Raw genomic sequence first — 24,921 nt, 5'->3', positions numbered from 1 at the left:
TCACGTCGCGGTGAGCCGCCCACTGGCGTACGTGCCAAGGGTTTCGCGGTCCATCACGCACCCGACGAAGGTGGTGAACTCACTCGGGTCGTCCCGCAGCGACGTCCAGGCCGCTCGGGCCGCTGCCGGGTCGACGCGCTCCAGCAGCGTGGCCGCGTACGCCCGGCCGGCGGGTGTGCCGTCGGCCAGCACCCGGTCGAGTTGGCGGCGTACCTCCTCGGGGTGGTCGTCGAGAGCGGCCGAGACCCGCTCGTACGCCTCGGTCACCGGCAGCAGTTTCCCGGCGATGCCGACTCCTCCGAAGGCGAGCGTGTCGGCCGTCAGCAATGTGTCAACGGCCGCACGGAGTTCCCGTTCCCACTTGTCTTTCCCAATCCCGAACATGTCCCAACTCTTTCCCCGCCCACCCCCGCCCCACCCTGTTGATCAAGAGGTTTGCGTCATGAGAAGACGCGGATCTGACGCAAACCTCTTGATCACCGCCTTAAGGGGTGGGTTTTAGGCGGGGGTTACTGAGAGGGTTTTGGGGTCGGGGGTGCGGTCCACCTTTACCGTGTCGCCGTCGCGGATCTGGCCGGCCAGGAGGGCCTTGGCCAACTGGTCTCCGATCGCGGTCTGGACCAGACGGCGCAGCGGACGGGCACCGTAGATCGGGTCGTAGCCGTGCTCGGCGAGCCACTGCCGGGCGGACTCGGTGATCTCCAGTGCCAATCGGCGGTCCGCAAGACGGTTCCGCATCCGATCCAGCTGAATGTCGACGATGGAGCGCAGGTCGTCCCCGCGCAGCGAGGCGAAGACGACGATGTCGTCGAGCCGGTTGAGGAACTCCGGCTTGAAGTGCGATCGGACCACGGCCAGCACGCCCTCGCGGCGCTGCTCGTCGGCGAGCGTCAGGTCGCTGATCACCGACGACCCGAGGTTGGACGTGAGGATCAGAATCGCGTTGCGGAAGTCCACCGTGCGGCCCTGGCCGTCGGTGAGCCGGCCGTCGTCGAGGACCTGCAACAGCACGTCGAAGACGTCCGGGTGGGCCTTCTCCACCTCGTCCAGCAGCACCACCGAGTACGGCCGTCGGCGCACCGCCTCGGTGAGCTGACCACCCTCGTTGTAGCCGACGTAGCCGGGTGGCGCACCCACCAGGCGAGCGACCGAGTGCTTCTCGCCGTACTCGCTCATGTCGATGCGGACCATGGCCCGTTCGTCGTCGAAGAGGAACTCGGCGAGGGCCTTGGCCAGCTCCGTCTTACCGACACCGGTGGGGCCGAGGAAGAGGAAGCTGCCGGTCGGCCGATCGGGGTCGGCGATTCCGGCCCGGGCACGGCGTACCGCGTCGGAGACCGCGCCGACCGCTTCGGCCTGGCCGACCACCCGGCCGCCCAGCGACTCCTCCATCCGCAGCAGCTTGGCCGTCTCACCCTCCAGCAGACGGCCGGCGGGGATGCCGGTCCAGGAGGCGACCACCGCGGCGATGTCGTCCGCGCCGACCTCCTCCTTGAGCATCGCGCCATCGGCCTGGAGCTGCGCCAGCTCCTCCTCGGCCTGCGTCAGCTCGACCTTGAGGGCGGGGATCCGGCCGTAGCGCAGCTCGGCGGCGCGTTCCAACTCGCCGTCCCGCTCGGCCCGCTCGGCCTCGCCGCCGAGGCGTTCCAACTCCTCCTTGGCGGTGGAGAGCTTGGTGATGTGGCTCTTCTCCGTCTGCCAGCGCTCGGAGAGCACGGTGAGCTGCTCGCGCTTGTCGGCCAGCTCCTGGCGGAGCCGCTCCAACCGCTCGGCCGAGGCGGCGTCCGGCTCCTTGGCCAGCGCCATCTCCTCGATCTCCAACCGGCGGACCGCCCGCTCGATCTCGTCCACCTCGACCGGACGGGAGTCGATCTCCATCCGGAGCCGGGACGCGGACTCGTCGACCAGGTCGATCGCCTTGTCCGGCAGGAACCGGTCGGTGATGTAACGGTCGGACAGTGTGGCGGCGGCGACCAGCGCGGCGTCGGTGATCCGTACGCCGTGGTGCACCTCGTAGCGCTCCTTGAGCCCCCGCAGGATGCCGATGGTGTCCTCGATGGTCGGCTCACCAACCAGGACCGGCTGGAAGCGGCGCTCCAGCGCTGGGTCCTTCTCAATGTGCTCGCGGTACTCGTCCAGCGTGGTGGCGCCCACCATCCGCAGCTCGCCCCGGGCCAGCATCGGCTTGAGCATGTTGCCGGCGTCCATCGAGCCCTCGCCCTTGCCGGCGCCGACGACGGTGTGCAGCTCGTCGAGGAACGTGATGACCTGCCCGTTGGAGTTCTTGATCTCCTCCAGGACGGACTTCAACCGCTCCTCGAACTGCCCGCGGTACTGCGCGCCGGCGACCATCGCGCCAAGGTCCAGCGAGATCAGCTTCTTGTCGCGCAGTGACTCGGGCACGTCGCCGGTGACGATCCGCTGGGCCAGGCCCTCGACGATCGCGGTCTTGCCGACGCCGGGCTCGCCGATCAGCACCGGGTTGTTCTTGGTACGCCGGGAGAGCACCTGGATGACCCGACGGATCTCGGAGTCCCGACCGATGACCGGGTCGATCTTGCCGTCCCGGGCGCTGCCGGTGAGGTCGACGCCGTACTTGGTCAGGGCCTGGTAGGTCTGCTCGGGGTCGGCGGTGGTGACCCGACGGTCCCCACCGCGCACGGTCGGGAAGGCACCGACCAGGGCTTCCTCGGTGGCACCGACGGTCTTCAGCGCGCCGGACACCGCCCCGCCCACCCGGGCCAGGCCGGCGAGCAGATGCTCGGTGGAGGTGTATTCGTCGCCCAACGGCCGGGCGATCTGCTCCGCGGCGCCGATGGCGTTGACGAACTCCCGGGCCAACGTCGGCTCGGCGATGCTGGAGCCGCGCGCGGCCGGCAGGTTGTCGACCGCGCGCTGGGCGGTCTGGCGCAGCTCGGTCGGGTCGGCCCCGACGGCGCGCAGCAGACCGGTGGCGGTCGAGCCGTCGGTGTCCAGGAGTGACAGGAGCAGGTGCCACGGCTCCACGGTGGCGTGCCCACGCTGGTTGGCCAGCGCGACAGCGCCCGTGATGGCTTCGCGGCTCTTGGTGGTGAGTTTCTCGGTGTTCATGGGCTCCCCCGGATCGGCGTTGTCCACTGGGTTGGACACAACCAGAGTTGAGCGTATTCCGCTCAACCTTAGCGCGTGACGCCCATCACTCCCGACGTCGCCACCGCCAGTCGAACTCGCCAGCCGCCGGGGGTGGGCCGGGCAGCGGGTCCGCGTCCGACCCCGTCGACAGGCCGGCCAGCAGGACCGCGAGTTGCCGGCGGCGCAGTTCGCGGGTCCGTTCCGGATCAGGGACCCGGACCGCGGCGCACGCCTCCAACACCAACCCCAGATCCGGTACGACCGCGTCGGCGCGCAGCCGTCCGCTGGCCCGGGCCCGCTCGAAGAGCAGCACGGCCAGGTCGTTGGCGCGCACCGCGTCCCGACCCATCTCCTCGGTCGGGGTGAAGGTGCCGGCGAGGTGGACGGTGAGCGAGTGCACGTCGGCGTCGACCACCCGGGCCAGGAAACCGGTGAACGCGGCCCAGTCGTCCGGCTCGGCGAGGGCGGTCTCGGCCTCCGCGACGTACCGGCGCAACCCGTCGTGGCAGAGCTGACGCAGCAGGTCCTCCTTGCCCGCGTACCGCCGGTAGAGCGCACTGATGCCGACGCCCGCGCGTTCGGCGACGGCGGCGATCGGGGCCTTCGGATCGTCGAGGAAGACGGCGCGGGCGGCGGCGAGGATGACCTCGTCGTTGCGGGCGGCCTGGGCGCGGCGACCGCCCAGCGCCTGACGGGAAGTCGGTGACATGTCGCCAGCCTAACAGTGGAACGGATCGTTCCGCTCTGCTACGGTGGTAGCAGAACGAAACATTCCGTTCCGAAGGAGTTCCGGCATGAGCGACACCGCGATCCGCCCGTTCCGCGTCGAGATCCCGCAGACCGCCCTCGACGACCTGGCCGCCCGGCTCGGCCGCACCATCTGGCCCGCCGACCTGCCCGGCACGGGCGACTCGTACGGGATGAGCACCGACCGGGTGCGCGCCCTCGCCGACCGGTGGCGGGGCGAGTTCGACTGGCGTGCCGTCGAGGCCCGCCTGAACGCCCACCCGCAGTTCGTCACCGAGATCGACGGCGAGCAGATCCACTTCCTGCACGTCCGGTCGTCCCGGCCGGACGCCACCGCGCTGGTGCTCACCCACGGCTGGCCCGGCTCGGTGCTGGAGTACCTCGACGTGATCGCCCCGCTCACCGAACCGACCGACCCGGACGCGCCGGCCTTCCACCTGGTCATCCCGTCACTGCCCGGCTACGGCTTCTCCGGCCCGACCCGCAGCGCCGGCTGGAACCGGTTCCGCACCGCCCGCGCCTGGGCCGAGCTCATGAACCGCCTGGGGTACGACAGCTACGGCGCGGTCGGCAACGACGCCGGCTCGATGATCGCGCCGGAGCTGGGCCGGGTCGCTCCGGAGCGCGTGCTCGGCGTACACGTCACCCAACTCTTCTCGTTCCCCTCGGGTGACCCGGCCGAGTTCGCCGGGCTCTCCGAGGCGGACCAGGCGGCGCTCGGGCACCTCCAGTGGTTCTACGAGAACAAGTTCTCCTTCAACCAGGTGCACAGCCAGCAGCCGCAGACCCTGGCGTTCGCGCTGGCCGACTCGCCGGTGGGGCTGCTCGCCTGGAACGCTCAGCTCTTCGACGAGAGCCTGGATGCCGACTTCATCCTGGGCAACGTGGCGCTCTACTGGTTCACCGGCACGGCCGCCTCGGCCATCCGGTTCTACTGGGAGGACGCGCACGCCGGCGAGCCGCCGACCGAGCCGACCACCGTTCCGACCGCGCTGGCCATGTTCCCCGGCGACTTCCAGTCCATCCGCCGCTTCGCCGAGCGCGACCACGCGAACATTGTCCGCTGGACGGCGTACGAGAGCGACGTCGACGGCCGCGGCGACGTCGGTGGCCACTACGCCGCCCACCAGGCCACCGATGTCCTGGTCGCCGACATCCGCGAGTTCTTCGCCAGCCTCCGCTGACCTCGAGGTCCGGTGCGACTGATCGGTGCCCGCTCCGCTCGACCGGGGCGGGCGCCGACGCTTGATCCACTCGACATCCACTCGACTTTCAGAAAGTCGGCGCGAGATGATCTCGCACTATGGCGTGTCCGCCGAGCCAGTCCGCTCAGCCCTGTTGATCCTGCAGGCCGAGGGCTTGATCGAGGGCCACCAAGGCAGGGCCACCAAGGCAAGGGCACGTACGTGGCCGAGAAGTAGATCTAGGCGCGAAAGCGCCCCCGGCGGGGCCGGATTCATCCAAGATCTCTCTCGGTGATCAAGTACTACACCGCTGCGTCCGGCGGAGTGGCCGTAGTCCGCCCCGCCCTTCGATCATGGAGTTGTGGCGGGTGACAAGTGCCAGCAAAAACCCAAACCAGGCACCAAAACTCCATGATCGACCGAACTCGGCCGCGATCTTGCGCCTTCTGTCCCGCGTAAGGGGGCATTCCGCGCAGGTCGGATCGTCGGTGGGGTCGTCAGGAGTTGTCGAGGATGATCTTCGTCCAGCGGCGCTCGGCCACCCGGCCGACGCCGAGCAGGATTCCACCGTCCCCGCCGACGGCCACGATCGTGCCGTCGGCCAGCACGGACAGGCTGCGCTCGGGGCCGATCGGCCAGAGCAACGTCGTGTAATGACCGTCCCCGACAGCCCCGGCGCCCCCAGGGCCGGTCACCGCGAGCAGCCCGCCGCCGATCGGCGCGACGGATTGGATATGCGGCGGATGCCCGTCGGCGCTGATCGGATCCCACCCTCGGCGCAGTCGCCAGAGCGCCGGGAAGGAATTGCGGTCCGGCCGCTCCCCGACCAGCCAGGCCGTCCCGTCCCGCTCGACCACGGCCCGCAGGACACCGACGCGCCCGTCGGGTGCCGGCACCGGGGTCTGCTGCCAGCTCCGCCCCCGGTCGAATGAGACCGCCGCGTACGGCTTCCCGTCCTTCTCCCCGGCCGCGACCACCAGCGGGCCGTCGCCCGCATCGACCGTGTTCAACCCGGGTACGCGCGGCTGCGCGGCCAGCGGGCGCAGCCGTTGGCCGTCCCACTCGCCGACCTGACCGCTGTCCTCGATCAACTGGACTCGACTCTGGGCGCCGACCCACTGCGGCGGTGGCCCGTCCAGCGCGTGCGTGAACGAGGTGCCACCGTCGGTCGAGGTCCACCAGCCGTGCGGCTCGCTCCACAACGTCAGAACCCCCGGCGCGGCATAGAGCTGGTGGTTCTCCGCCGCCGGGTGGGGATGTGGCACCTCCCGCCAGGACCGTCCGCCATCATCCGTGGCGAAGAGCCGCGCCGGACAGTCGTCGCCGGGCGGCGGCTCGCCGCAGTTGGCGAAGAGGGCGTAGCCGTGCTCGGCGTCGACGAACTCGACGTACGGCGGGGCGTACCGCTGTGCAACGGCGACCCGGACGCGGCGCACCTCAGCGACGGCGGCCGATGGAGGCGGCGCGGTGACGGTTGCTCGGGGCGACGCGGTCGGCGGTTCACGGCGGACATCGCCGATCGAACACCCAGCCAACAGGGGTACGAGCAGCAGCACCACCGCCCGACCCGACATCCGGCCGATCATCGGCGTCTCCAAGGGGGTAGCCTTGCCCGGGTGCGAGTACGTGTGGAACAGACTGCCTTACCGGGCATCGGCGTGCGTCACGATCTGGTGACCGAATCCGGGCGGCGGCTCGGCGTGGTTTCCCACCGCAACGGCCGACGTGATCTCGTCCTCTACGATCCCGACGACCCTGATGCCTGCCAGTCGGACATCCCGCTGACCGACGACGAGGCTGAGGCTCTGGCCGACATCCTCGGCGCCTCGCTGATGCTCGGTCAGCTGTCCGGGCTCCGCGAGCAGGCCGCCGGGCTCCTCACCGAGCAGATCGCCATCACGGCCGGTTCGCCGTACGTGAACCGGAAGCTCGGCGACACCAAGGCGCGTACCCGCACCAGCGCCTCCATCGTGGCGGTGCTGCGCGAAGGCGAAGTGATCGTTTCGCCACTCCCCTCCTTCCGCTTCGCCGCCGGCGACGTGGTGGTCGTTGTCGGGACCCGCAGGGGTCTCGACGGCGTGTCCGCCATCCTTGCCGACAGTGACCCGGACGGCTGAGGCGGATGCACGATTTCACCACGCTGCTCATCGAAGTCGGTGCGCTGCTGCTGCTGCTTGGGCTGCTCAGCCGGCTGAGCCGGCGCTTCGGCCTCTCTCCCATCCCCCTCTACCTGCTCGCCGGGTTGGCGTTCGGGCACGGCGGGCTGCTGCCGCTGGACGCCAGCGAGGAGTTCTTCGCGGTCGGCGCCGAGATCGGCGTCATCCTGCTGCTGGTGATGCTCGGCCTGGAATACTCGGCCAACGAACTGGTCGGCAACCTCCGGTCGGCGGCCCCCGCAGGGCTGATCGACGGCGTCCTCAATGCGCTGCCCGGGGCGGGGTTCGCCCTGCTGCTCGGCTGGGATTGGGTCGCCGCCCTGGTACTCGGCGGCATCACCTGGGTCTCCTCGTCCGGCGTGATCGCCAAGGTCCTCGCCGACCTGGGCCGGGTCGGTAACCGGGAAACCCCGGTGATCCTCTCGGTCCTGGTGATCGAGGACCTGGCGATGGCGCTCTACCTGCCGCTCGTCACCGCCGTCCTGGCCGGTACCGGCCTGCTCGGCGGCGGGATCGCGCTCACCGTCGCGGTGGGTACGGTGCTGCTCGTGCTGGTCCTCGCCATCCGGTACGGCCACCTCATCTCCGCCGCCCTGTCGGCGAAGGACCCGGAGGCGCTGCTCCTCGGCGTACTCGGTCTGACGTTGCTGATCGCGGGCATCGCCGCGTCGCTCCAGGTGTCGGCGGCGGTCGGCGCGTTCCTGGTCGGCATCGCCCTCTCCGGCCCGGTGGCGCACCACGCCACCGAGCTGCTCTCGCCGCTGCGGGACCTGTTCGCCGCGGTGTTCTTCGTCTTCTTCGGTCTGACCACCAGCCCGCAGGACATTCCGCCGGTGCTGCTGCCGGCTCTGGCCCTGGCCGTGGTCACCATGGCGACGAAGACGCTCACCGGTTACCTCGCCGCCCGCCGGGTCGGCATCGCGGAGCCCGGTCGATGGCGGACCGGCCTGGCACTCGTACCGCGAGGTGAGTTCTCCATCGTCATCGCCGGGCTCGCGGTGGCCGCCGGGAGCGTCGAACCACGGTTGGCAGCGCTGGCCGCGACGTACGTCCTGATCACCGTGGTGACCGGGCCGATCCTGGCTCGGCTGCCCGACTTCCCGTGGTTCAAGCGCTGGCTGCGCAACCGTGCGGCGGCCCAGCGGCCAGCCTCGATCCCGATCCACGACTGACGGTCGGTAACCCGCCCAACGGTTGCTGAATTGCTCCCCACGGGGACTACCGCAGCACCCGACGGCGGGTTACCGTTTCGCCCCAGCAGCCAGGGTCCGCAGGCAGCGTTGCCAGACGCGGGCGAGAGCGGAAGGTTGGCCGGTGAGCGTGCAGGAATCGACGTTCCACGGCTTCGCCAACCCCGTCGATCCGACTCCGGCGGAGTTGCGAGCTTGGGCCTACAAGCCCGATTCGGTGCCGTTGGCCTCGATGCCACCCGACTGGGACCTGTTGGTCTCCGGCGACCGGCTGGTGTTGACGCTCTTCGAGTTAGCGATGGATTCCACCTGCCCGGCCCGACGGTTCGCGCTGCACTGCCTCTACATCTACGCGGCCGACGGCATCCGGACGAACTTCCGCGCCCACCCCAAGCGTCGCTTCCGCAAGCTCGTCGAACAGGCCGAGCGTGACGGCGACGAGCTGATGAAGATCTGGGCGCACAACGGTCGGGTGCTGTTGGCGCGACCGGATCTCTTCGTCTACCGCGACTGGTGCGAGGGCGGCCTGGTCCGCGAGAACCGCCGCCTCGGCTGAGACCGAACTGATCGCCAGCGGGGTGTGGGTTCCTACGCCGCTGCGCTCCCCGCGTCCCGGCCGGCACCTGACGACAGGCGAACGGGCCGGGACCCCCCGTGGCTCCCGGCCCGCACGTCAGTCACCGATCAGTCCCGCTGGCGTTCCGGCTCGGCCCGGCTCCGCTCGTCGGCGTGGTCGCCGTCCTCAGCGAACCGGCCCGCGATGATCCGGTCCCGGTAGGTCCCCTCGGTCACCTTGTCGAACTTCTTGCGGATGGTCTCGGCCAGGTTCTCCAACCGGTCCTCCGTCTGCTGGGCCACCTTCTTCGCCGGCTCCGCCATCGCTCCCCCTCGCCATGCCGGTAGGTCCGGATTGAGCCGATTGGACCCTTATTGACAGGCTAACCGAGGCGGCCCGGGCCGCGCCGGGGAATCCCAGCGCGGCCCGGGCCGAGGAGACAGATCCGGGTGTGTGGCAGGTCAGCGATCGGGCGTGCGGCGAGGCCGCCACACCACCAGTGCGGTGGATGTACGGTTGGTCGGCACCAGGTCCCGGCCCGGGAAGCGGGCCAACGACTCCAACTCCGCCACCCGGCGGTACGCGGCGTCCAGCTCCGCCTCCAGTCGGGCCACCCGCTGCTGCGCCTGCTCCAACAGCCGTTCCAGCCCGATGATCCGCTTGACGCCGGCCAGGTTGATCCCGTCATCCTGGCTGAGCCGCTGCACCTCGCGCAGCAGCACCACGTCACGGACGCTGTAGCGACGCCCGCCACCAGCGGCCCGGCCGGGCTGCACCAGCCCCAGCCGGTCGTACTGGCGCAGGGTCTGTGGGTGCATCCCCGCCATCCGCGCCGCAACCGAGATCATCAGAACCTTGGCCTCGTAGCCAGGGTCGCCCGAACCGAGGAACTCGCCGGACATCCCGCTCACCTCCGCGTCCATTCCACCGGACTAACTGACTCGACGCACCCGTGCGTCCAGATGTTCCCGGCCCGCCGGCGGGGTCTGCTCGGCGAACGACTCCAGCGCCGTACGCGCCTCGTCCGACAACCGGGCCGGCACCACCACGTCCAGCGTGACCAGCAGGTCACCGGCCTGCCCATCGCGTCGAACCACACCCTTGCCCCGGGCCCGCAGCACCCGCCCGCTCGGCGTCCCCGGCGGAACCCGGAGGGTCACCGCCCCGTCGAGCGTGGGCACCCGCAGGTCCGTGCCGAGCACGGCCTCCGCGAAGGTGACCGGCACGGTCAGCGTCAGGTCGTCTCCGGTACGCCCAAACAGCTCATCCGGCCGAACCTTGACCTGCACGAAGAGGTCACCCGCCGGGCCACCGCGCTCGCCCGGCTCGCCGCGCCCGGCCAGCCGGATGCGTTGACCGTCGGCCACCCCGGCCGGGAAGCGCACGTTCATGGTGCGGGTCTTGGTGACACCGCCGCTGCCGTGGCACTCCGGGCACTTCTCCTCCACCACGGTGCCGACGCCCTGGCAGTTGCGGCACGGCTCGGAGAAGCTGAACGACCCCTGGTTGCGGGTGGTCACCCCGGCACCATGACAGACCGGGCAGGTACGCGGCTGGGTGCCGGGCTTGGCCCCGTTGCCATGGCAGGTGTCACAGACTCCGGGCGCGCGCAGCGTCAGGGGCAGCGTCACCCCGCGTACCGCGTCGCCGAAGTCCAGTGCCACCTCGGTCTCCACGTCCCGGCCACGGGCCGGACCGCGTGGCGCCGCCTGCCCGCCGGCCTGGCCGCCAGTGAAGATCGAACTGAACAGGTCCTGGAAGCCGGCGCCTCCGAAGCGGCGATCACCGCCTCCGCCGCCACCACCGAACATGTCGGAGACGTCGAACGGCATGCCGCCCGGCTGACCCCCACCCCGGGCGTTGCGGCGGAACGCGCCCGAGCCGAAGAGCGAGCGCATCTCGTCGTACTCGCGGCGACGGCCGCTGTCCGACAACACGTTGTACGCCTCGGACGCGGCCTTGAACCGCTCCTCGGCCTTCGGGTCGCCCGGGTTGTGGTCCGGGTGCGACTCCCGGGCCACCCTGCGGTACGCCTTCTTGATGTCATCCGCGGAGGCGGCCTTGTCCACGCCGAGCACGGCGTAGAAGTCCTTCTCGATCCAGTCCTTCGAACTCACCGGTCCACCTCCTTCCGACCCTGGTGGCCCGGCCGTCCCGCCCACCGCTGCGCGGCAGACGGGACGGCCCGGTCACTGTCTGGCACTATTCCGGATCCGCGACCGCGACCAGCGCGGGGCGCAGCAGCCGCTCACCGAGCTGGTAGCCGCGTCGCATGACCTGCACGCAGGTCGGCTCGCTGACGTCGGCCGAGGTCTGGTGCGCGACGGCCTCGTGCCGGGTCGGGTCGAACGGGTCGCCCTGCTCGCCGAAGGCGTTCAGGCCGAACTTGCCCAGCGCGGTGGTGAGCTGTTCCGCCACCGTGCCGAACGGCCCGACCAGGTCGCCATGTTCCCGAGCCCGGTCCAGGTCGTCCAGGATCGGCAGCAGCGCGGCGAGCACCGAACCGGTCGCCTGCTCCTGCACGAGGCTGCGGTCACGGTCGACCCGCTTGCGGTAGTTGGCGTACTCCGCCGACACCCGCTGCAGGTCCCTGGTCCGCTCGTCGAGCTCGGCCCGGAGCGCCTCCAGCTCGACGCCGAGCGGGGTGCCCGTGCCGCCGTCCACCGGCTGCGCCGGGGCGTCGACCACCGCCGGGCCGGACGGTTCCGGCCCGTCGGTGGAGTTGACCTCGACCTCGATCTCGTCGACCACGACCTCGGCGTCCTCGACCAGACCCTCGGCGGGCACCCCGGTCTCCGCGTCGGCGGCGGTCCCCTCCGGCTCGGCGGTGTCGACGAGCTTGCGGTTGTTGCGGATGACGACCCGCTCCCCGTCGCCGGTGGTCGGCTCCGTGGGCGCGGAGCCACCCGGCGTCGACCCGGTGTCGTCCGGGTCGGCGGCTCGTGGCTTCTGCGTCATGCGGCTACCTCATCCCCTTCGCGGTGGACACGTGTCGGAGACCGACGGTCACTTCTTGCCGTCCTCGTCCACGATTTCCGCGTCGACCACGTCGTCGGCGCCGCCGGCCTGCGCACCGGCCGCACCGGCCGCACCGGTCGCGCCGGCCGCCCCCGGGCCGGGCTCGCCACCCGGCTGCTGACCCTGCTCGGCCTGAGACGAGTAGAGCAGCGAGCCGGCCTGCTGGGAGACCTGCGCCAACTTCTCGTGCGCGGACTTGATCTTCTCAATGTCCTGACCGCCGAGGGCGCCACGCAGCTCGCCGAGCGCCTCGTTGAGCTGCTCACGGTTCTCACCGGGCAGCTTGTCGCCGCTCTCGGCGAGGAACTTCTCGGTCTGCCACTGGAGCGCCTCGGCCACGTTGCGGGTCTCGGCGTCGTCGCGGCGGCGCTTGTCCTCCTCCGCGTGCTCCTCGGCGTCCCGGCGCATCCGCTCGATGTCGTCCTTCGGCAGCGAGGAGCCGCCAGTGATCGTCATCTTCTGTTCCTTGCCGGTGCCCAGGTCCTTGGCGTGCACGTTGACGATGCCGTTGGCGTCGATGTCGAAGGCGACCTCGATCTGCGGCACGCCACGCGGCGCCGGCGGCAGGCCGGTCAGCTCGAACGTGCCGAGCTTCTTGTTGTAGGCCGCGATCTCGCGCTCACCCTGGAAGACCTGGATCAGCACCGACGGCTGGTTGTCGTCCGCCGTAGTGAAGACCTCGGAGCGCTTGGTCGGGATGGTGGTGTTGCGCTCGATCAGCTTGGTGAAGATGCCGCCCTTGGTCTCGATGCCCAGGCTCAGCGGGGTCACGTCGAGCAGCAGGACGTCCTTGACCTCACCCTTGAGCACACCGGCCTGGAGGGCGGCGCCGACGGCGACCACCTCGTCCGGGTTGACGCCCTTGTTGGGGTCGCGGCCGGTGAGCTGCTTGACCAGGTCGGTCACGGCGGGCATCCGGGTCGAACCGCCGACCAGGATGACGTGCTCGACGTCGGAGATCTTGATCCCGGCGTCCTTCACGGCCTGCTCGAACGGGCCCTTGCACCGGTCCAGCAGGTCCTGCGTCATCCGCTGGAACTCGGCGCGGCTGAGCGTCACGTCGAGGTGCAGCGGGCCGGCCGCGCCGGCGGTGATGTACGGCAGGTTGATGTTGGTGGTGGTGGCGGCGGACAGCTCGATCTTGGCCTTCTCGGCGGCCTCACGGAGGCGCTGGAGGGCCATCTTGTCCTGCGACAGGTCGATGCCGTGCTCACCACGGAACGTCTTGACCAGGTGGTCGATGATCCGCTGGTCCCAGTCGTCGCCACCGAGCTGGTTGTCACCGCTGGTCGACTTGACCTCGACGACGCCCTCGGCCAGCTCCAGCAGCGACACGTCGAAGGTGCCGCCGCCGAGGTCGAAGACCAGGACGGTCTGCTCCTTGGAGCCCTTGTCCAGCCCGTACGCCAGGGCGGCCGCGGTCGGCTCGTTGACGATCCGCAGCACGTTGAAGCCGGCGATCTCACCGGCCTCCTTGGTGGCCTGGCGCTGGCTGTCGTTGAAGTAGGCCGGGACGGTGATCACCGCGTCGGTGATCTGCTCGCCCAGGTACGCCTCGGCGTCCCGCTTGAGCTTCATCAGCGTCCGGGCCGAGATCTCCTGCGGGGTGTACTTCTTGCCGTCGATGTCGACGGACCAGTTCGTGCCGACCTCGCGCTTGACCGACCGGATCGTCCGGTCCGGGTTCGTCACCGCTTGGCGCTTGGCGACCTCACCGACGAGCACCTCGCCGTTGCGGGCGAACGCGACGATCGACGGAGTCGTCCGCGACCCCTCAGCGTTGGCGATGACGGTGGGCTCACCGCCCTCGAGAACGCTGACGCAGGAGTTCGTCGTGCCGAGGTCGATACCGACCGCACGTGCCATCTTCGCTTCCTCGCTTCGTAAGGTTGTGCAGGTGACGGGCGTCGCCCGTGGGCTGCTGGCGAGCACCGCCCGCAGCGGGCCCCACCACAAGTTGAGTGAACTTGGCTCAATAGTGCCACGCGTCAGCCAATCGTCAAGTTGACTTGAGCCAACCCGACGCAACCCAGCCGTTACTACCGTCCGGTTGTCTTCCCTTGCATCGGTCGGGCACGCTTTAGCGGTGACGACGCACGGCGATCCCGCCACCCGTTCCGGCGCGCCCGCCGTCGCAGCCCGCACCGACCCGCCGGACCCAGCGGGGGAGCCGCCCGCCCCGACCGGGGACGACAGCCTCCCCGGCGCGCTGTCGGGCCTCCGGGAGGCGATCGGCGCGACCCGGTATCCCCTCGCGCTGCCGTCGGCCAGCTCCGCCCGGCACACCGCCACCGCCCTCACCGACCAGCTCGACGACTACCTGCTGCCCCGGCTCGCCCGGCTCGACGCCCCGCTGCTCGTGGTGGTCGGCGGCTCCACCGGCGCGGGTAAGTCGACCCTGGTCAACAGCCTGGTCAAGGCCCGGGTCAGCGCCGCCGGCGTGCTCCGGCCGACCACCCGCTCCCCGGTGCTGGTCTGCAACCCGTCCGACGCGGCCTGGTTCCGGCAGGGTGACCTCCTACCCGGGCTGACCCGCACCACCGAGCCGAGCGAAGATCCACGCTCCCTGCACCTCGTCACCGCCCCCGCCCTGCCCGCCGGGCTGGCCTTCCTCGACGCCCCCGACATCGACTCGGTCGTCGACGCCAACCGGGCACTCGCCAGCCAACTGCTGGCCGCCGCCGACCTCTGGCTCTTCGTCACCACCGCCGCCCGGTACGCCGACGCGGTGCCCTGGGAGCTGCTGCGCAGCGCCCGGGCGCGCGGCACGGTGATCGCCATGGTGCTGGACCGGGTGCCCGCCGAGGCCACCGACGAGATCGCCGCACACCTGGCCGAGATGCTCGCCGAGCAGGACCTCGACCGGGCGCCACTGTTCGTGTTGCCCGAGACCTGGGTCGACGGTCAGGGGCTGCTGCCCGAGGGGGTGACCGCGCCGCTGGCCGACTGGTTCGCCCGGCTGGCCGCCGACGCGGACGCGCGGGCGGCGGTGGTCCGCCAGACCCTCGACGGGGCGCTGGCCGCGCTCCACCCCATCGTGGAAGATCTGGCCGACGCCGCCGACGAGCAGCTCGCCGCCGCCGACGGGCTGGACGAACGGGTCCGGGCCGCGTACCGGGGTGCCGAACGCACCGTCGAGCAGGGGCTCCAGGACGGCCGGCTGCTCCGAGGTGAGGTGCTCGCCCGCTGGCAGGAGTTCATCGGCACCGGCGAGCTGTTCCGCACGTTGGAGGCGCGGATCGGCCACCTCCGGGACCGGGTCGTGGCCGCCGTCACCGGTCGGCCGGCACCCGCCGTCGAGCTGCGCAACGCCATCGAATCACAGCTGGTGACGCTGCTGCGCGGGGTGGCTTCCGAGGCCGCCGAGTCGGCGTACACCGGGTGGAAGGCCCACCCGGCCGGTGCCGGGCTGCTCGACCCGGCGCTCGCCCACCCCAGCGACGACCTACCCGAACGCGCCGAGCGCATGGTTCGGGACTGGCAGCGCGGAGTGCTGGAGCTCGTCCGGGTCGAGGGCGGCGACAAACGGTTCGTGGCCCGCACCGCCGCGTACGCGGTGAACGCCACCGGGCTGGCCGTGATGATCGCCGTCTTCGCCTCCACCGCGTTCATCCCGACCGGGCTGGAGGTGGCCACCGGCGCCGGCACCACGGTTGCCGCGCAGGCCGTCCTCCAGGCGATCTTCGGCGACCAGGCGGTGCGTACCCTCGCCGCCAAGGCCCGCACCGACCTGCTGGCCCGGGTACGGACGCTGCTGGACGCGGAGGCCGACCGGTTCCTGAACCGCACCGCCGACGCCCGACCCGCCGTGGACGCCGGCGACGAGCTGCGCCGCGCCGCCGCCCGGGTCGAGCTGGCCCGGCACCGCAGTGGCCTGTCCGTCGGCGACGAGGAGGGCCTCCGGTGAGCAACATCGCCGGCCGGGTACGCGAGGTGTTCCGCGGCGACCAGCGGGTCGACCCGGACGCGCTGATCGCCCGGCTGGAGGCGGTACGCCGGTTCCTGACCGTGGTGGACGGTCTGCTCCCGGATTCCGACCTGGTGCCCGCGCACACCCTGGTCGAGCGGGCCGGCACCCGACTCGCGCTGTCCCGGGACCACACCGTGGTCGCCCTGGCCGGTGCCACGGGCAGCGGCAAGTCCAGCCTCTTCAACGCCCTGGCTCAGCTGGAACTCTCGCCGGTCGGGGTCCGCCGGCCGACCACCGGCGTCACCCACGCCTGCGTGTGGGGGCCGTTGGAGGGCGCCAACCATCTGCTCGACTGGATCGGCGTCCTGCCCCGACACCGCTTCGTCCGGGAGAGCGCCCTGGACGGGGACGACGAGACGGCCCTGCACGGGCTGATCCTGCTCGACCTTCCCGACTTCGACTCGGTGCAGCGATCGCACCGGCTTGAGGTGGACCGCCTCCTCGGCCTGGTCGACCAGGTGGTCTGGGTGGTCGACCCGCAGAAGTACGCGGACCGGGTCATCCATGACAGCTACCTGCGCGAGTTCCACCGGCACCGCGACGTCACAGTTGTCGTGCTCAACCAGGCCGACCGGCTGCCCCCGGCCGAGGTGCCCCGGGTCCTGGACGACCTGCGTCGGCTCCTCGACGCGGACGGGCTGACCGGTGTGCCACTGCTGGCCACCGCCGCCATCGATCCGGCCGGGATGGTCGGGCTGCGCGCCGCCCTGGAACGCACCGTCGCCGAGCGGCAGGCCGCGTTGCGCCGGCTCGCGGGTGACGTCGACACGGTCGTCGGCGGCCTGGACGCGCTGGTCGGTTCGGCCCGGCCGGCGGGTGGGCCGGACGACGCCGCCGTCGACGGGCTGAACCGGGCGTTGGCCGGGGCGGCCGGGGTGCCCGCGGTGACCGCGGCCGTGGAACGGGCGTACCGGCATCGGGCCGGCGCGGCCACCGGTTGGCCGGTGGTCCGGGGTTGGCGGCGGTTGCGACCCGACCCGCTGCGTCGGCTGCACCTGCACGGCCCGGCCGGCGACCAGGCCGACCCGGCGGAGAGCCTGGTCGCCGCCACCTCGGTACCGGACCCGACGGCCGCCCAGCGCTCGGCGCTCGGCCTCGCCATCCGCGCGGTGGCCGACCGGGCCGCCGCCGACCTGCCGGCCGCCTGGCCCGGCGCGGTGACCTCCGCCGCCCGGTCCCGCCTCGGCGACCTGCCGGACGCCCTGGACCGCACCATCGCCGGCACCGACCTCGGCCTCGACCGTCGGCCGCTGTGGTGGCGGTTCGTCGGCGGTACGCAGTGGTTGGTCACCCTCGCCGCCGTGGTCGGGCTGGGCTGGCTGGTGCTCGGCTACGCACTGCGGGCGCTCGGCCTGCCCGCGCTGGACAACCCGATGGTGGGTCAGGTGCCGCTGCCGACCCTACTGCTGCTCGGTGGCCTGCTGGCCGGCCTGCTGCTGGCGGCGGCGACCCGCCCGGCGGTGCGGTGGGCGGCGCGGCGCGCCCGGGTCCGCGCCGAACAGCGGCTGACGGCCCGGGTCGGCCAGGTGGGCGACGAGTACGTGCTGACACCGGTACGGATCGTGCTCGGCTCGTACGCGCAGGCCCGCGACGCGCTGCGGGACGCCGCGCGCCGCTGACGCTCCGCACGGCCCGCTACCGCTCTCGGTACGCCCACAGCGGCGTAGGGTCGGAGCATGGCCACGCCTCAGACCCCCTACGACGCGGTGCTGCACGCCGCACGCGACGTGACCAAGCTGGAGTCCGCCCTCGACGCCGAGATGCTCGGCAGTGCTCTGCTGGGCAGTGTCTACGCGATCGCGGAGACCGACCGCGACGCCGCCGTACGGGAGTTCGTCACCGGCTTCCTCGCCGCCACCTCCCGCCGCCGGATCGCGGCGGCCACCACCATCCGACAGGTCTTCGCCACCCTCGTGCCGACCGCCGGGGGCACCGAGCGGGTGCGGCCGGGCAGCCAGGCGCCCACCTGGACGACCCAGCTCGGCCGGGTGCACCTCACCGGCAGTTGGGCGTACGGCGACGTGTACGGCGATCAGACCTCCTACCTCGCGACCTTCGCCTACGACGATGAGTCCGGCGGCTCGGAGCACGCGTTGGTCGCCCTGGTGGACCACAACATCGGGATCACCAAGGACATCTTCGTGGGCGGGCCGGCCGAACGGATCCTGGAGCAGGTCCGGCAGATGTGCGCCGACGACGAGTTGACCTGGTTCCGTAGCGAAGATCCGTCCCGGCTCCGGGGTGAGGTGACCCGTCACCTGGCGGTCACCGACGACCTGGGCGAGTTGCCCGGCGAGGGGTCACTCGCCACCGACCGGGCGTTGGTCGGGGCCCGGCTGGCGATGCTGCCCACCGCGGCCGGTCCGATCGGCCTGGCGGAGGTCGAGCCGCTCTCCGCGGCCGAGCGCACCGACCTGGTCCGACGGTTCCTCGCCGCGCCGGAGGCCGTCCGCTTCGGTCTGGATGCCGTCGACGGCCCCGAGTTGGCCTCTCTGCACTTCTGCCTGAGCCTGCTGCTGGACCACTCGGCGAGCTTCCCGGACGCCGACCCGATGCGGTGGAGCCCTGCGGTGTCCGGGCTGTTCCTGCTCGACTGGGTGCACCGCCGCGCTGTGCTGGACATGGACGACGCGGCGATGCTGCCCCGGGTGCTGCGGGCCTGGGCGCGGTACGCGTCGCGCCAACGCGGGCTGCCCGAGGCGGCGGCGACGCGTACCGACGAGGCGATCGAGGAGATGGTGCCGGAGTTCGCCCGGCTCTACTCGACCGGTGAGCGGCGCAGCGCGGCCACCGCCGCAGTGGCGCAACTGATGGCCGACGGGGTGGACCCGGACGACCCGGCCGCACTGGACGCGTGGATCGAGGCGAACCGGCACCGCCTCGCCGACGACGGCACCTGACGTAGGCCGAGGGTGGGCGGCGGTCACGTCGCCCACCCCGGGCCGCGCCTGGCCCGCGCAGCGCCGCCTGCCCCAAGCAGTACAGCTAGCGCAGCGGGCCGAAGACCCCTGCGGCGATCAGCGCGCCGAGGGCGGCGCCGGCCACCACCTGTGCCACCGTGTGGTCCCTCAGCCGCACCCGCGACCAGCCGACCACCGCCAGCAGCGGTGCGGCGACGACAAGTCGCGTCCCGAAGGTCAGCGTCAGGATGACGAGCGTGCCGGCGGCCACCGCCGAGTGGATCGACATCTTCCACCAGTGGCTGACCGACACGGCCACGACGAGGCCGACCAGTCCGGCCACCGCGAGGGCCAGCACCGGGCGGGGCGCGCCGAACACGGCGAGCAGGGCGAGCCCGGCCGCGACGGAGCCGAGGCCGACCAGCAGCGGCGCCCGGCGCTGTTCCCGGCGGCCGACGTGGTGGTCGGTGAGCCGGCCACGGCGTACCCCGCCGACGATGTAGGCGAACGGGATGCCGGTGACGAAGAGGGTGGCGAGCAGACCCCAGGCCAGGCCCTGACCGGGGCGGCGGGCGCTGTGCCAGCTCACCGTGAGGATCAGCAGTGAGACCAGCACCGCCGGTGCGGTCAGCTCGGTGACCAGTCGGGCGAGCCGCGCCCCCGGGCCGGGTCGGGTGGTGACCGGGCGGAGTTCCGCACCGCCGCCCACGCCACCCCCTCCGGTACGTGCCTACCGCCGAACACCGCCGACGACGGACGGGCCGCGCCTGATCGTCACCGTACCGCCGGTGACGCCGTGGGGGGCGTCGGTCCGGCCAGCGGCGCCGGCCTGACGGTGGGCGTCGAGGCGACGGCCGACGGCGACGGGATCGCCGGGCTGGACCGGGGGGTCGGTACCGCGGGCGGGGTGGGTGTGGGAGCCGGCACGGACCGGGTGCTGGTCGGCACAGCGGTCGCGGTCGCGTCGCCGGTCGGCGCGGGTGTCGGGGCCGGCGTGGTTGTCGCGGCCGGCGTGGTTGTCGGGTCCAGGGTCGTGGTCGGATCGGGGTCGGCCGATCCGGTCGGGTCCGGGTCGGTGGCGTCCGGGTCGGTGGCGTCGGTGGGATCCGGGTCCGCCGGGTTGGTCGGGTCGGCCGAGTTGGTCGGGTCCGGGTCCGGCGGGTTGGTCGGGTCGGTGGGATCCGGGTCCGGCGGATTGGTCGGGTCCGGGTCGCTCGGCGTCGGCGACGGTGCTGGCGACGGCGGAACGGCCGGCGGGGGTACGGGCGGCGAGGTGCCCCGCGGGGGTTTCGGCGGCGTCGGCGGGGCGGTCGTCCGCCGGGTCGGATCGGGATCGGCCGCGGCGGGCCCGTCCAGTGGACGTCGTGGGGCGGCGGGCAGCCAGCCGCTGGTCGGGCCGACGCTGGGTGTGCCGAGGGGCGACGGCGGTAGTTGGCTGGTCATCGGCAGCGGGATCACCACCGGCCCGACGGACGGGGTCGGGATGAACGGGGTGCTGCTGTCCGGCAGGGCGGTGCTGCCCGGGGTGGCCGAGCCGGCGCTGATCGCGGCGAGGATCGGCATCGACGCGGTGCCGGCCAGCAGCGCGACGGTGAGCAGGTAACCGCGGGTGGGGCCACCGGCACCGGGGGCGCGGTGGACGCCGACCACCCGGCGGTAGCCGGGTGCCGACCGGTGCCGCCCAAGCGCTGGTGGGCCGGGACCGTCACCTGGCTCGTACACCGCACACCCCTTGTGGTCGACCGTCGAAGGACATGGATGGATGCGCCGGGAGCAGAAACCCGACGAATAGCCTGATAGGCGCGATCCAGTGGGAATTAGCCTGGCGCAATCACGCTGGGTCAGCAAACCTCCACCGCGTGTCGACACGCAGTGCTGCCCGAACGGTGACGAATCCCGTCGGAAGGCATGGTAAACGCGGGCCGGCATGATGGCGACAAACAGCGTCAAAGCATGAGCGGTCGGAATGCGGAGGCAGGCGTACTGTGGGCGCCCTCACCTGCTCTGCAAATATGGAGCACGACGGCAACGCAGCCGTGACCTCCGCGCACCCTCGCGGCAGGCGCGGTTGAGCGCCGGCGCTCCCGATCCGGGTTCGGCCAGAACCCGGTTCACGCCGTGCGGCAACCCCCACCGGGGCTAGGCGCGGCCGCCAGGAACCGGCCCGGCAGCAGCCGGGCAGGCGCACGAGTTGCGCGGCCGGGTGACCCCCCGGTGCCGACGCAGACACGACAGGGAGAGACCGATGGCAAAGGGCGACCCCGGGGGCACCACCCGCAGCAGGCGGGCCGCACCCCGCTCCAGGAAGGGCGCGACCGGCGACCCCGAGCTGGTGCAGCTACTCACCCCCGAAGGCGAGCGGATCGACAGCGTCACCGGGCCCGACGGCACCGAGTACCGCGTCGACTTCACCGACGAGGAGTACCGCGGGCTCTACCGCGACCTGGTGCTGGTCCGGAAGCTGGACGCCGAGGCGACCGCTCTCCAGCGCCAGGGCGAGCTGGGCATCTGGGCCAGCCTGCTCGGCCAGGAGGCCGCCCAGGTCGGGTCCGGCCGGGCTCTGCGTACCCAGGACATGGCCTTCCCGACCTACCGGGAGCACGGCGTCCTCTACTGCCGGGGCATCGACCCGATCATGCCGCTCGGCCTGTTCCGTGGCGTCGACCAGGGCGGCTGGGACCCGAACGAGTTCAAGTTCAACATGTACACGATCGTGATCGGGGCGCAGACCCTGCACGCCACCGGTTACGCCATGGGCATCACCATGGACGGCAAGACCGGCACCGACGACGGCGAAGCCGTGATCGCGTACTTCGGTGACGGGGCCACCAGCCAGGGCGACGTCAACGAGGCGTTCGTCTGGGCCGGCGTGTTCAACGCCCCGATGGTCTTCTTCTGCCAGAACAACCAGTACGCGATCTCCGAGCCGCTGGAGCGGCAGACCCGGATCCCGCTCTACCAGCGGGCCGCCGGCTTCGGCTTCCCCGGCGTACGGGTCGACGGCAACGACGTGCTCGCCACGTACGCGGTCACCCGCACCGCGCTGGACAACGCCCGGCACGGGCAGGGGCCGAGCCTCATCGAGGCGTACACGTACCGGATGGGCGCGCACACCACCTCCGACGACCCGACCCGCTACCGGATCGCCAGCGAGGTCGAGGCGTGGCAGGCCAAGGACCCGATCGCCCGGGTCAAGACCTTCCTGGAGAAGCAGAAGATCGCCGACGCGGACTTCTTCGCCGAGATCGACGAGCAGGCCCGCCGCGAGTCGGTGGACCTGCGCGAGCGGGTGCTCGCCATGCCCGACCCGGAGCCGGTGACGATGTTCGACCACGTCTACCCCAACGGGTCCCCGCTGCTCGACGAGCAGCGCGCGCAGTTCAGCCGCTACATGGAATCGTTCGAGGGGAGCGCCCACTGATGGCCACGGAGACGCTCACCATCGGCAAGGCCCTCAACACCGGTCTGCGCCGCGCCCTGGAGAACGACCCCAAGGTCATCATCATGGGCGAGGACGTCGGCAAGCTCGGCGGCGTCTTCCGGATCACCGACGGGCTCCAGAAGGACTTCGGCGACCAGCGGGTGATCGACACCCCGCTGGCCGAGTCCGGCATCATCGGCACCGCGGTCGGCCTGGCCATCCGCGGCTACCGGCCGGTCTGCGAAATCCAGTTCGACGGCTTCGTCTACCCCGCCTACGACCAGATCGTGTCGCAGGTGGCGAAGATGCACTACCGCTCCCGGGGCAAGCTCAGCATCCCCATGGTGATCCGGATTCCGTTCGGCGGCGGCATCGGCGCGGTCGAGCACCACTCCGAGTCGCCGGAGGCGTACTTCGCGCACACCGCCGGCCTGAAGGTGGTGTCCTGCGCCAACCCGCAGGACGCGTACGTGATGATCCAGCAGGCCATCGCCTCGGACGACCCGATCGTCTTCCTGGAGCCCAAGCGGCGCTACTGGGAGAAGGGGCAGGTGGACCTGGATGCGCCGCTGTCCGACGCGTACCCCCTGCATTCGGCCCGGGTCGTGCGGCCCGGCACCGACGTCACCGTGCTGGCCTACGGCCCAATGGTGCGGACCTGCCTGGAGGCGGCGACCGCCGCCGCCGAGGACGGCCGGGAGCTGGAGGTCATCGACCTGCGCTCGCTCTCGCCGCTGGACCTGTCCGCGGCGTACGAGTCGGTGAAGCGCACCGGCCGCGCGGTCGTGGTGCACGAGGCACCGTCCAACATCGGCCTCGGCGCCGAGTTGGCCGCCCGGATCACCGAGGAGTGCTTCTACTCGCTGGAGTCGCCCGTGCTGCGGGTGACCGGCTTCGACACCCCCTACCCGGCCGCCCGGGTGGAGGAGGAGTACCTGCCCGACCTCGATCGGGTGCTCGACGCCGTCGACCGCACCTTCGGTTGGTGAGCGACATGTCCCGGATCAAGACTTTCAACCTGCCCGACCTGGGCGAAGGGCTGACCGAGGGCGAGATCCTGGCCTGGCTCGTCAAGGTCGGCGACACCATCGAGCTGAACCAGCCGATCGTCGAGGTCGAGACGGCGAAGGCGGCCGTGGAGATCCCGGCGAAGTGGGCCGGGCAGGTGCAGGCGATCCACCACCCGGAGGGCACCACGGTCGAGGTCGGTGCGCCGATCATCGCCATTGACACCGACCCGGGGGCCGGCCCGCTGGAGACGACAGCCGGTTCCGGCGGCGACCTGCCCGCCCCGTCGGCGGCCTCGCTGGCGGCGGTGGAGGTGGCACCGGCCGAGGGCATGGTCGAGCCCGGTCTGATCGGTGGTCCGGCCCCTGGTGGGCGGACGGCGGTGCTGGTCGGCTACGGCCCGCGCACGACCACCGCCAAGCGCCGCCCCCGCAAGGGCGCCGTCCCCGCACAGCCCGCCGCCCCTACTGGCGTCGATCATGGAGTTGTGGTGGGTGACAAACCCACCGAGACCTCCACGATTCCGGCACCACAAGTCCATGATCGACGGGGCGAGGCGGGGCGGGGCGAGGCGGGGCGAGGCGGGGCGAGCCTCGGCGGGGGAGCTGTGCTGGCTAAGCCGCCGGTGCGCAAGCTCGCCAAGGATCTCGGGGTTGACCTGCGGACGTTGACCGGGTCGGGGCCGCTGGGCTCGATCACCCGGGAGGACGTGCAGCAGGCCGCGAGCGGCGCCGTGGCCGAGCCGATCGGAGCTACGGCGGTGGCGACGACCGCACCGAGCTTCGGCGCGGACCGGGAGCAGCGCATCCCGGTCAAGGGCGTCCGCAAGCTCACCGCCGAGAACATGTCCCGCTCGGCGTTCACCGCCCCGCACGTGACGGAGTTCCTGACCGTCGACGTGACCCGGGCGATGAAGGCCCTGGACCGGCTGCGCGGCCGGCGGGAGTGGCGCGACGTACGGGTCTCGCCGCTGCTGCTGGTGGCGAAGGCGGTGCTGCTGGCGGTGCAACGTCATCCGATGGTCAACTCGACCTGGGCGGGCGACGAGATCGTGGTCAAGGAGTACGTCAACCTGGGCATCGCGGCCGCCACCGAGCGCGGGCTGATCGTGCCGAACGTCAAGGACGCCGGCCGGCTCTCGCTGCGGGAGTTGGCGGACGCGTTGACCGATCTGGTGCAGACGGCGAAGTCCGGCCGCACCTCGCCGGCGGCCATGTCCGGCGGCACCCTGACCATCACCAACGTCGGCGTGTTCGGGGTGGACACCGGCACACCGATCCTGCCGCCGGGTGAGTCCGCGATCCTGGCGTTCGGCGCGGTGCGGGAGATGCCCTGGGTGCACAAGGGCAAGGTAAAGGTTCGCCAGGTCACCACGCTGGGGCTGAGCTTCGACCACCGGATCATCGACGGTGAGCTGGGCTCGAAGTTCCTGCGCGACATCGGCGACTTCCTCACGGATCCGGAGGCGGCGCTGCTCGCCTGGACCTGATCTGTCGAAACGCCAGCCACGGCCGGTGTGCCACGGGTTAACGCCCGGCACACCGGCCGTGTCCGTGGGGCGACAGAACCGTCAGCCAGACAGCTAGTTGACCTTTGATTGTTAGGCAGGTGTCTCAGCTCACCTAATAATCGATGGAAGTTCGCCGGCTTCTGCTGTTGA

General features: G+C 71.6%; 22 protein-coding genes. 11 read left to right on the top strand and 11 right to left on the bottom strand.

Features of this window, described 5'->3' with window-relative positions; all coding sequences use genetic code 11:
* The 3 genes from EV382_RS25990 to EV382_RS25980 form a co-directional block, all read right to left on the bottom strand.
* Positions 1 to 384, bottom strand: coding sequence for a hypothetical protein (locus EV382_RS25990; protein WP_130406062.1), 384 nt, complete (start codon positions 382 to 384; stop codon positions 1 to 3).
* Positions 385 to 498: 114 nt separating this feature from the next.
* The gene (gene clpB / locus EV382_RS25985) at positions 499 to 3,090 is read right to left on the bottom strand and encodes an ATP-dependent chaperone ClpB (protein WP_130406060.1); all 2,592 of its coding nucleotides are present in this window, start codon (positions 3,088 to 3,090) and stop codon (positions 499 to 501) included.
* Between the two features lie 85 nt (positions 3,091 to 3,175).
* The gene (locus EV382_RS25980; RefSeq protein WP_130406058.1) at positions 3,176 to 3,820 is read right to left on the bottom strand and encodes a TetR/AcrR family transcriptional regulator; all 645 of its coding nucleotides are present in this window, start codon (positions 3,818 to 3,820) and stop codon (positions 3,176 to 3,178) included.
* 85 nt (positions 3,821 to 3,905) lie between these two features.
* On the opposite strand from EV382_RS25980, the gene EV382_RS25975 reads away from it, so the two are divergent.
* Positions 3,906 to 5,042: an epoxide hydrolase family protein gene (locus tag EV382_RS25975; RefSeq protein WP_130406056.1), complete on the top strand. Its 1,137-nt coding sequence runs from the start codon at positions 3,906 to 3,908 to the stop codon at positions 5,040 to 5,042.
* A gap of 106 nt (positions 5,043 to 5,148) precedes the next feature.
* The gene (locus tag EV382_RS34010; protein ID WP_130406054.1) at positions 5,149 to 5,337 is read left to right on the top strand and encodes a GntR family transcriptional regulator; all 189 of its coding nucleotides are present in this window, start codon (positions 5,149 to 5,151) and stop codon (positions 5,335 to 5,337) included.
* A gap of 202 nt (positions 5,338 to 5,539) precedes the next feature.
* On the opposite strand, the gene EV382_RS25965 is transcribed toward EV382_RS34010, so the two are convergent.
* Positions 5,540 to 6,640 (bottom strand): beta propeller repeat protein, encoded by a 1,101-nt coding sequence (locus EV382_RS25965; RefSeq protein WP_130406052.1) that lies wholly within the window; start codon positions 6,638 to 6,640, stop codon positions 5,540 to 5,542.
* Positions 6,641 to 6,658: 18 nt separating this feature from the next.
* On the opposite strand from EV382_RS25965, the gene EV382_RS25960 reads away from it, so the two are divergent.
* The 3 genes from EV382_RS25960 (at position 6,659) to EV382_RS25950 (ending at position 8,944) form a co-directional block, all read left to right on the top strand.
* Complete coding sequence (locus EV382_RS25960; RefSeq protein ID WP_030332098.1) at positions 6,659 to 7,159, top strand: cation:proton antiporter regulatory subunit; 501 nt, start codon at positions 6,659 to 6,661, stop codon at positions 7,157 to 7,159.
* Between the two features lie 5 nt (positions 7,160 to 7,164).
* Positions 7,165 to 8,370, top strand: coding sequence for a cation:proton antiporter (locus EV382_RS25955; protein ID WP_130406050.1), 1,206 nt, complete (start codon positions 7,165 to 7,167; stop codon positions 8,368 to 8,370).
* Between the two features lie 142 nt (positions 8,371 to 8,512).
* Positions 8,513 to 8,944 (top strand): hypothetical protein, encoded by a 432-nt coding sequence (locus EV382_RS25950; RefSeq protein ID WP_130406048.1) that lies wholly within the window; start codon positions 8,513 to 8,515, stop codon positions 8,942 to 8,944.
* Between the two features lie 128 nt (positions 8,945 to 9,072).
* Here the strand turns inward: EV382_RS25950 and EV382_RS25945 are convergent, their stop codons facing one another.
* From EV382_RS25945 to dnaK, 5 genes are all read right to left on the bottom strand, one after another.
* A complete protein-coding gene (locus EV382_RS25945) occupies positions 9,073 to 9,267 on the bottom strand; it encodes a hypothetical protein (protein ID WP_130406046.1) in 195 nt (64 codons plus the stop codon).
* A gap of 138 nt (positions 9,268 to 9,405) precedes the next feature.
* Positions 9,406 to 9,846 (bottom strand): heat shock protein transcriptional repressor HspR, encoded by a 441-nt coding sequence (locus tag EV382_RS25940; RefSeq protein WP_130406044.1) that lies wholly within the window; start codon positions 9,844 to 9,846, stop codon positions 9,406 to 9,408.
* A 30-nt stretch (positions 9,847 to 9,876) separates the two neighbouring features.
* Positions 9,877 to 11,061: a molecular chaperone DnaJ gene (gene dnaJ / locus EV382_RS25935; RefSeq protein ID WP_130406042.1), complete on the bottom strand. Its 1,185-nt coding sequence runs from the start codon at positions 11,059 to 11,061 to the stop codon at positions 9,877 to 9,879.
* An 85-nt stretch (positions 11,062 to 11,146) separates the two neighbouring features.
* Entirely contained in the window at positions 11,147 to 11,902 is a 756-nt protein-coding gene (grpE, locus tag EV382_RS25930; protein WP_130406040.1) for a nucleotide exchange factor GrpE, read from the bottom strand.
* Positions 11,903 to 11,950: 48 nt separating this feature from the next.
* Positions 11,951 to 13,828, bottom strand: coding sequence for a molecular chaperone DnaK (dnaK, locus tag EV382_RS25925; protein WP_130406038.1), 1,878 nt, complete (start codon positions 13,826 to 13,828; stop codon positions 11,951 to 11,953).
* Between the two features lie 220 nt (positions 13,829 to 14,048).
* Between dnaK and EV382_RS25920 the strand changes: the two genes are divergently transcribed.
* Genes EV382_RS25920 through EV382_RS25910 form a run of 3 tightly spaced genes read left to right on the top strand, consistent with a single transcriptional unit; the run spans position 14,049 to position 18,832 of the window.
* Complete coding sequence (locus EV382_RS25920; protein WP_130406036.1) at positions 14,049 to 15,869, top strand: GTPase family protein; 1,821 nt, start codon at positions 14,049 to 14,051, stop codon at positions 15,867 to 15,869.
* Positions 15,866 to 17,551, top strand: coding sequence for a GTPase (locus tag EV382_RS25915; protein ID WP_130406034.1), 1,686 nt, complete (start codon positions 15,866 to 15,868; stop codon positions 17,549 to 17,551). The genes EV382_RS25920 and EV382_RS25915 overlap by 4 nt, the downstream gene beginning before the upstream one ends.
* A 57-nt stretch (positions 17,552 to 17,608) precedes the next feature.
* Positions 17,609 to 18,832, top strand: a complete 1,224-nt coding sequence (locus EV382_RS25910) for a hypothetical protein (RefSeq protein WP_130406032.1) — start codon at positions 17,609 to 17,611, stop codon at positions 18,830 to 18,832.
* A gap of 85 nt (positions 18,833 to 18,917) precedes the next feature.
* Here EV382_RS25910 and EV382_RS25905 read toward each other — a convergent pair whose 3' ends face one another.
* Both EV382_RS25905 and EV382_RS32920 read right to left on the bottom strand, forming a co-directional pair.
* Positions 18,918 to 19,541, bottom strand: coding sequence for a phosphatase PAP2 family protein (locus tag EV382_RS25905; protein WP_130406030.1), 624 nt, complete (start codon positions 19,539 to 19,541; stop codon positions 18,918 to 18,920).
* A gap of 65 nt (positions 19,542 to 19,606) precedes the next feature.
* The gene (locus EV382_RS32920; protein ID WP_165435867.1) at positions 19,607 to 20,554 is read right to left on the bottom strand and encodes a hypothetical protein; all 948 of its coding nucleotides are present in this window, start codon (positions 20,552 to 20,554) and stop codon (positions 19,607 to 19,609) included.
* Positions 20,555 to 21,077: 523 nt separating this feature from the next.
* Here EV382_RS32920 and pdhA point away from each other — a divergent pair.
* Genes pdhA through EV382_RS25885 form a run of 3 tightly spaced genes read left to right on the top strand, consistent with a single transcriptional unit; the run spans position 21,078 to position 24,750 of the window.
* Positions 21,078 to 22,253, top strand: coding sequence for a pyruvate dehydrogenase (acetyl-transferring) E1 component subunit alpha (pdhA, locus tag EV382_RS25895; protein ID WP_130406028.1), 1,176 nt, complete (start codon positions 21,078 to 21,080; stop codon positions 22,251 to 22,253).
* Positions 22,253 to 23,242, top strand: a complete 990-nt coding sequence (locus tag EV382_RS25890) for an alpha-ketoacid dehydrogenase subunit beta (protein WP_130406026.1) — start codon at positions 22,253 to 22,255, stop codon at positions 23,240 to 23,242. Before pdhA ends, EV382_RS25890 begins: the two co-directional genes overlap by 1 nt.
* Positions 23,243 to 23,247: 5 nt before the next feature.
* Positions 23,248 to 24,750, top strand: a complete 1,503-nt coding sequence (locus tag EV382_RS25885; RefSeq protein ID WP_130409197.1) for a dihydrolipoamide acetyltransferase family protein — start codon at positions 23,248 to 23,250, stop codon at positions 24,748 to 24,750.
* Positions 24,751 to 24,921: the final 171 nt, after the last annotated feature.

The organism is Micromonospora violae (assembly GCF_004217135.1).
GTDB lineage: Bacteria > Actinomycetota > Actinomycetes > Mycobacteriales > Micromonosporaceae > Micromonospora > Micromonospora violae.
Note: the sequence above shows the minus strand (reverse complement) of the source record. Positions and strands in the feature narration are given on the sequence as shown.

Coding starts and splice junctions, on each gene's coding strand:
- EV382_RS25990 (WP_130406062.1), bottom strand. CDS start 384: ATGTTCGGGATTGGGAAAGACAAGTGGGAACGGGAACTCCGTGCGGCC.
- clpB (WP_130406060.1), bottom strand. CDS start 3,090: ATGAACACCGAGAAACTCACCACCAAGAGCCGCGAAGCCATCACGGGC.
- EV382_RS25980 (WP_130406058.1), bottom strand. CDS start 3,820: ATGTCACCGACTTCCCGTCAGGCGCTGGGCGGTCGCCGCGCCCAGGCC.
- EV382_RS25975 (WP_130406056.1), top strand. CDS start 3,906: ATGAGCGACACCGCGATCCGCCCGTTCCGCGTCGAGATCCCGCAGACC.
- EV382_RS34010 (WP_130406054.1), top strand. CDS start 5,149: ATGATCTCGCACTATGGCGTGTCCGCCGAGCCAGTCCGCTCAGCCCTG.
- EV382_RS25955 (WP_130406050.1), top strand. CDS start 7,165: ATGCACGATTTCACCACGCTGCTCATCGAAGTCGGTGCGCTGCTGCTG.
- EV382_RS25945 (WP_130406046.1), bottom strand. CDS start 9,267: ATGGCGGAGCCGGCGAAGAAGGTGGCCCAGCAGACGGAGGACCGGTTG.
- EV382_RS25940 (WP_130406044.1), bottom strand. CDS start 9,846: ATGTCCGGCGAGTTCCTCGGTTCGGGCGACCCTGGCTACGAGGCCAAG.
- grpE (WP_130406040.1), bottom strand. CDS start 11,902: ATGACGCAGAAGCCACGAGCCGCCGACCCGGACGACACCGGGTCGACG.
- dnaK (WP_130406038.1), bottom strand. CDS start 13,828: ATGGCACGTGCGGTCGGTATCGACCTCGGCACGACGAACTCCTGCGTC.
- EV382_RS25910 (WP_130406032.1), top strand. CDS start 17,609: ATGGCCACGCCTCAGACCCCCTACGACGCGGTGCTGCACGCCGCACGC.
- pdhA (WP_130406028.1), top strand. CDS start 21,078: ATGGCAAAGGGCGACCCCGGGGGCACCACCCGCAGCAGGCGGGCCGCA.
- EV382_RS25890 (WP_130406026.1), top strand. CDS start 22,253: ATGGCCACGGAGACGCTCACCATCGGCAAGGCCCTCAACACCGGTCTG.
- EV382_RS25885 (WP_130409197.1), top strand. CDS start 23,248: ATGTCCCGGATCAAGACTTTCAACCTGCCCGACCTGGGCGAAGGGCTG.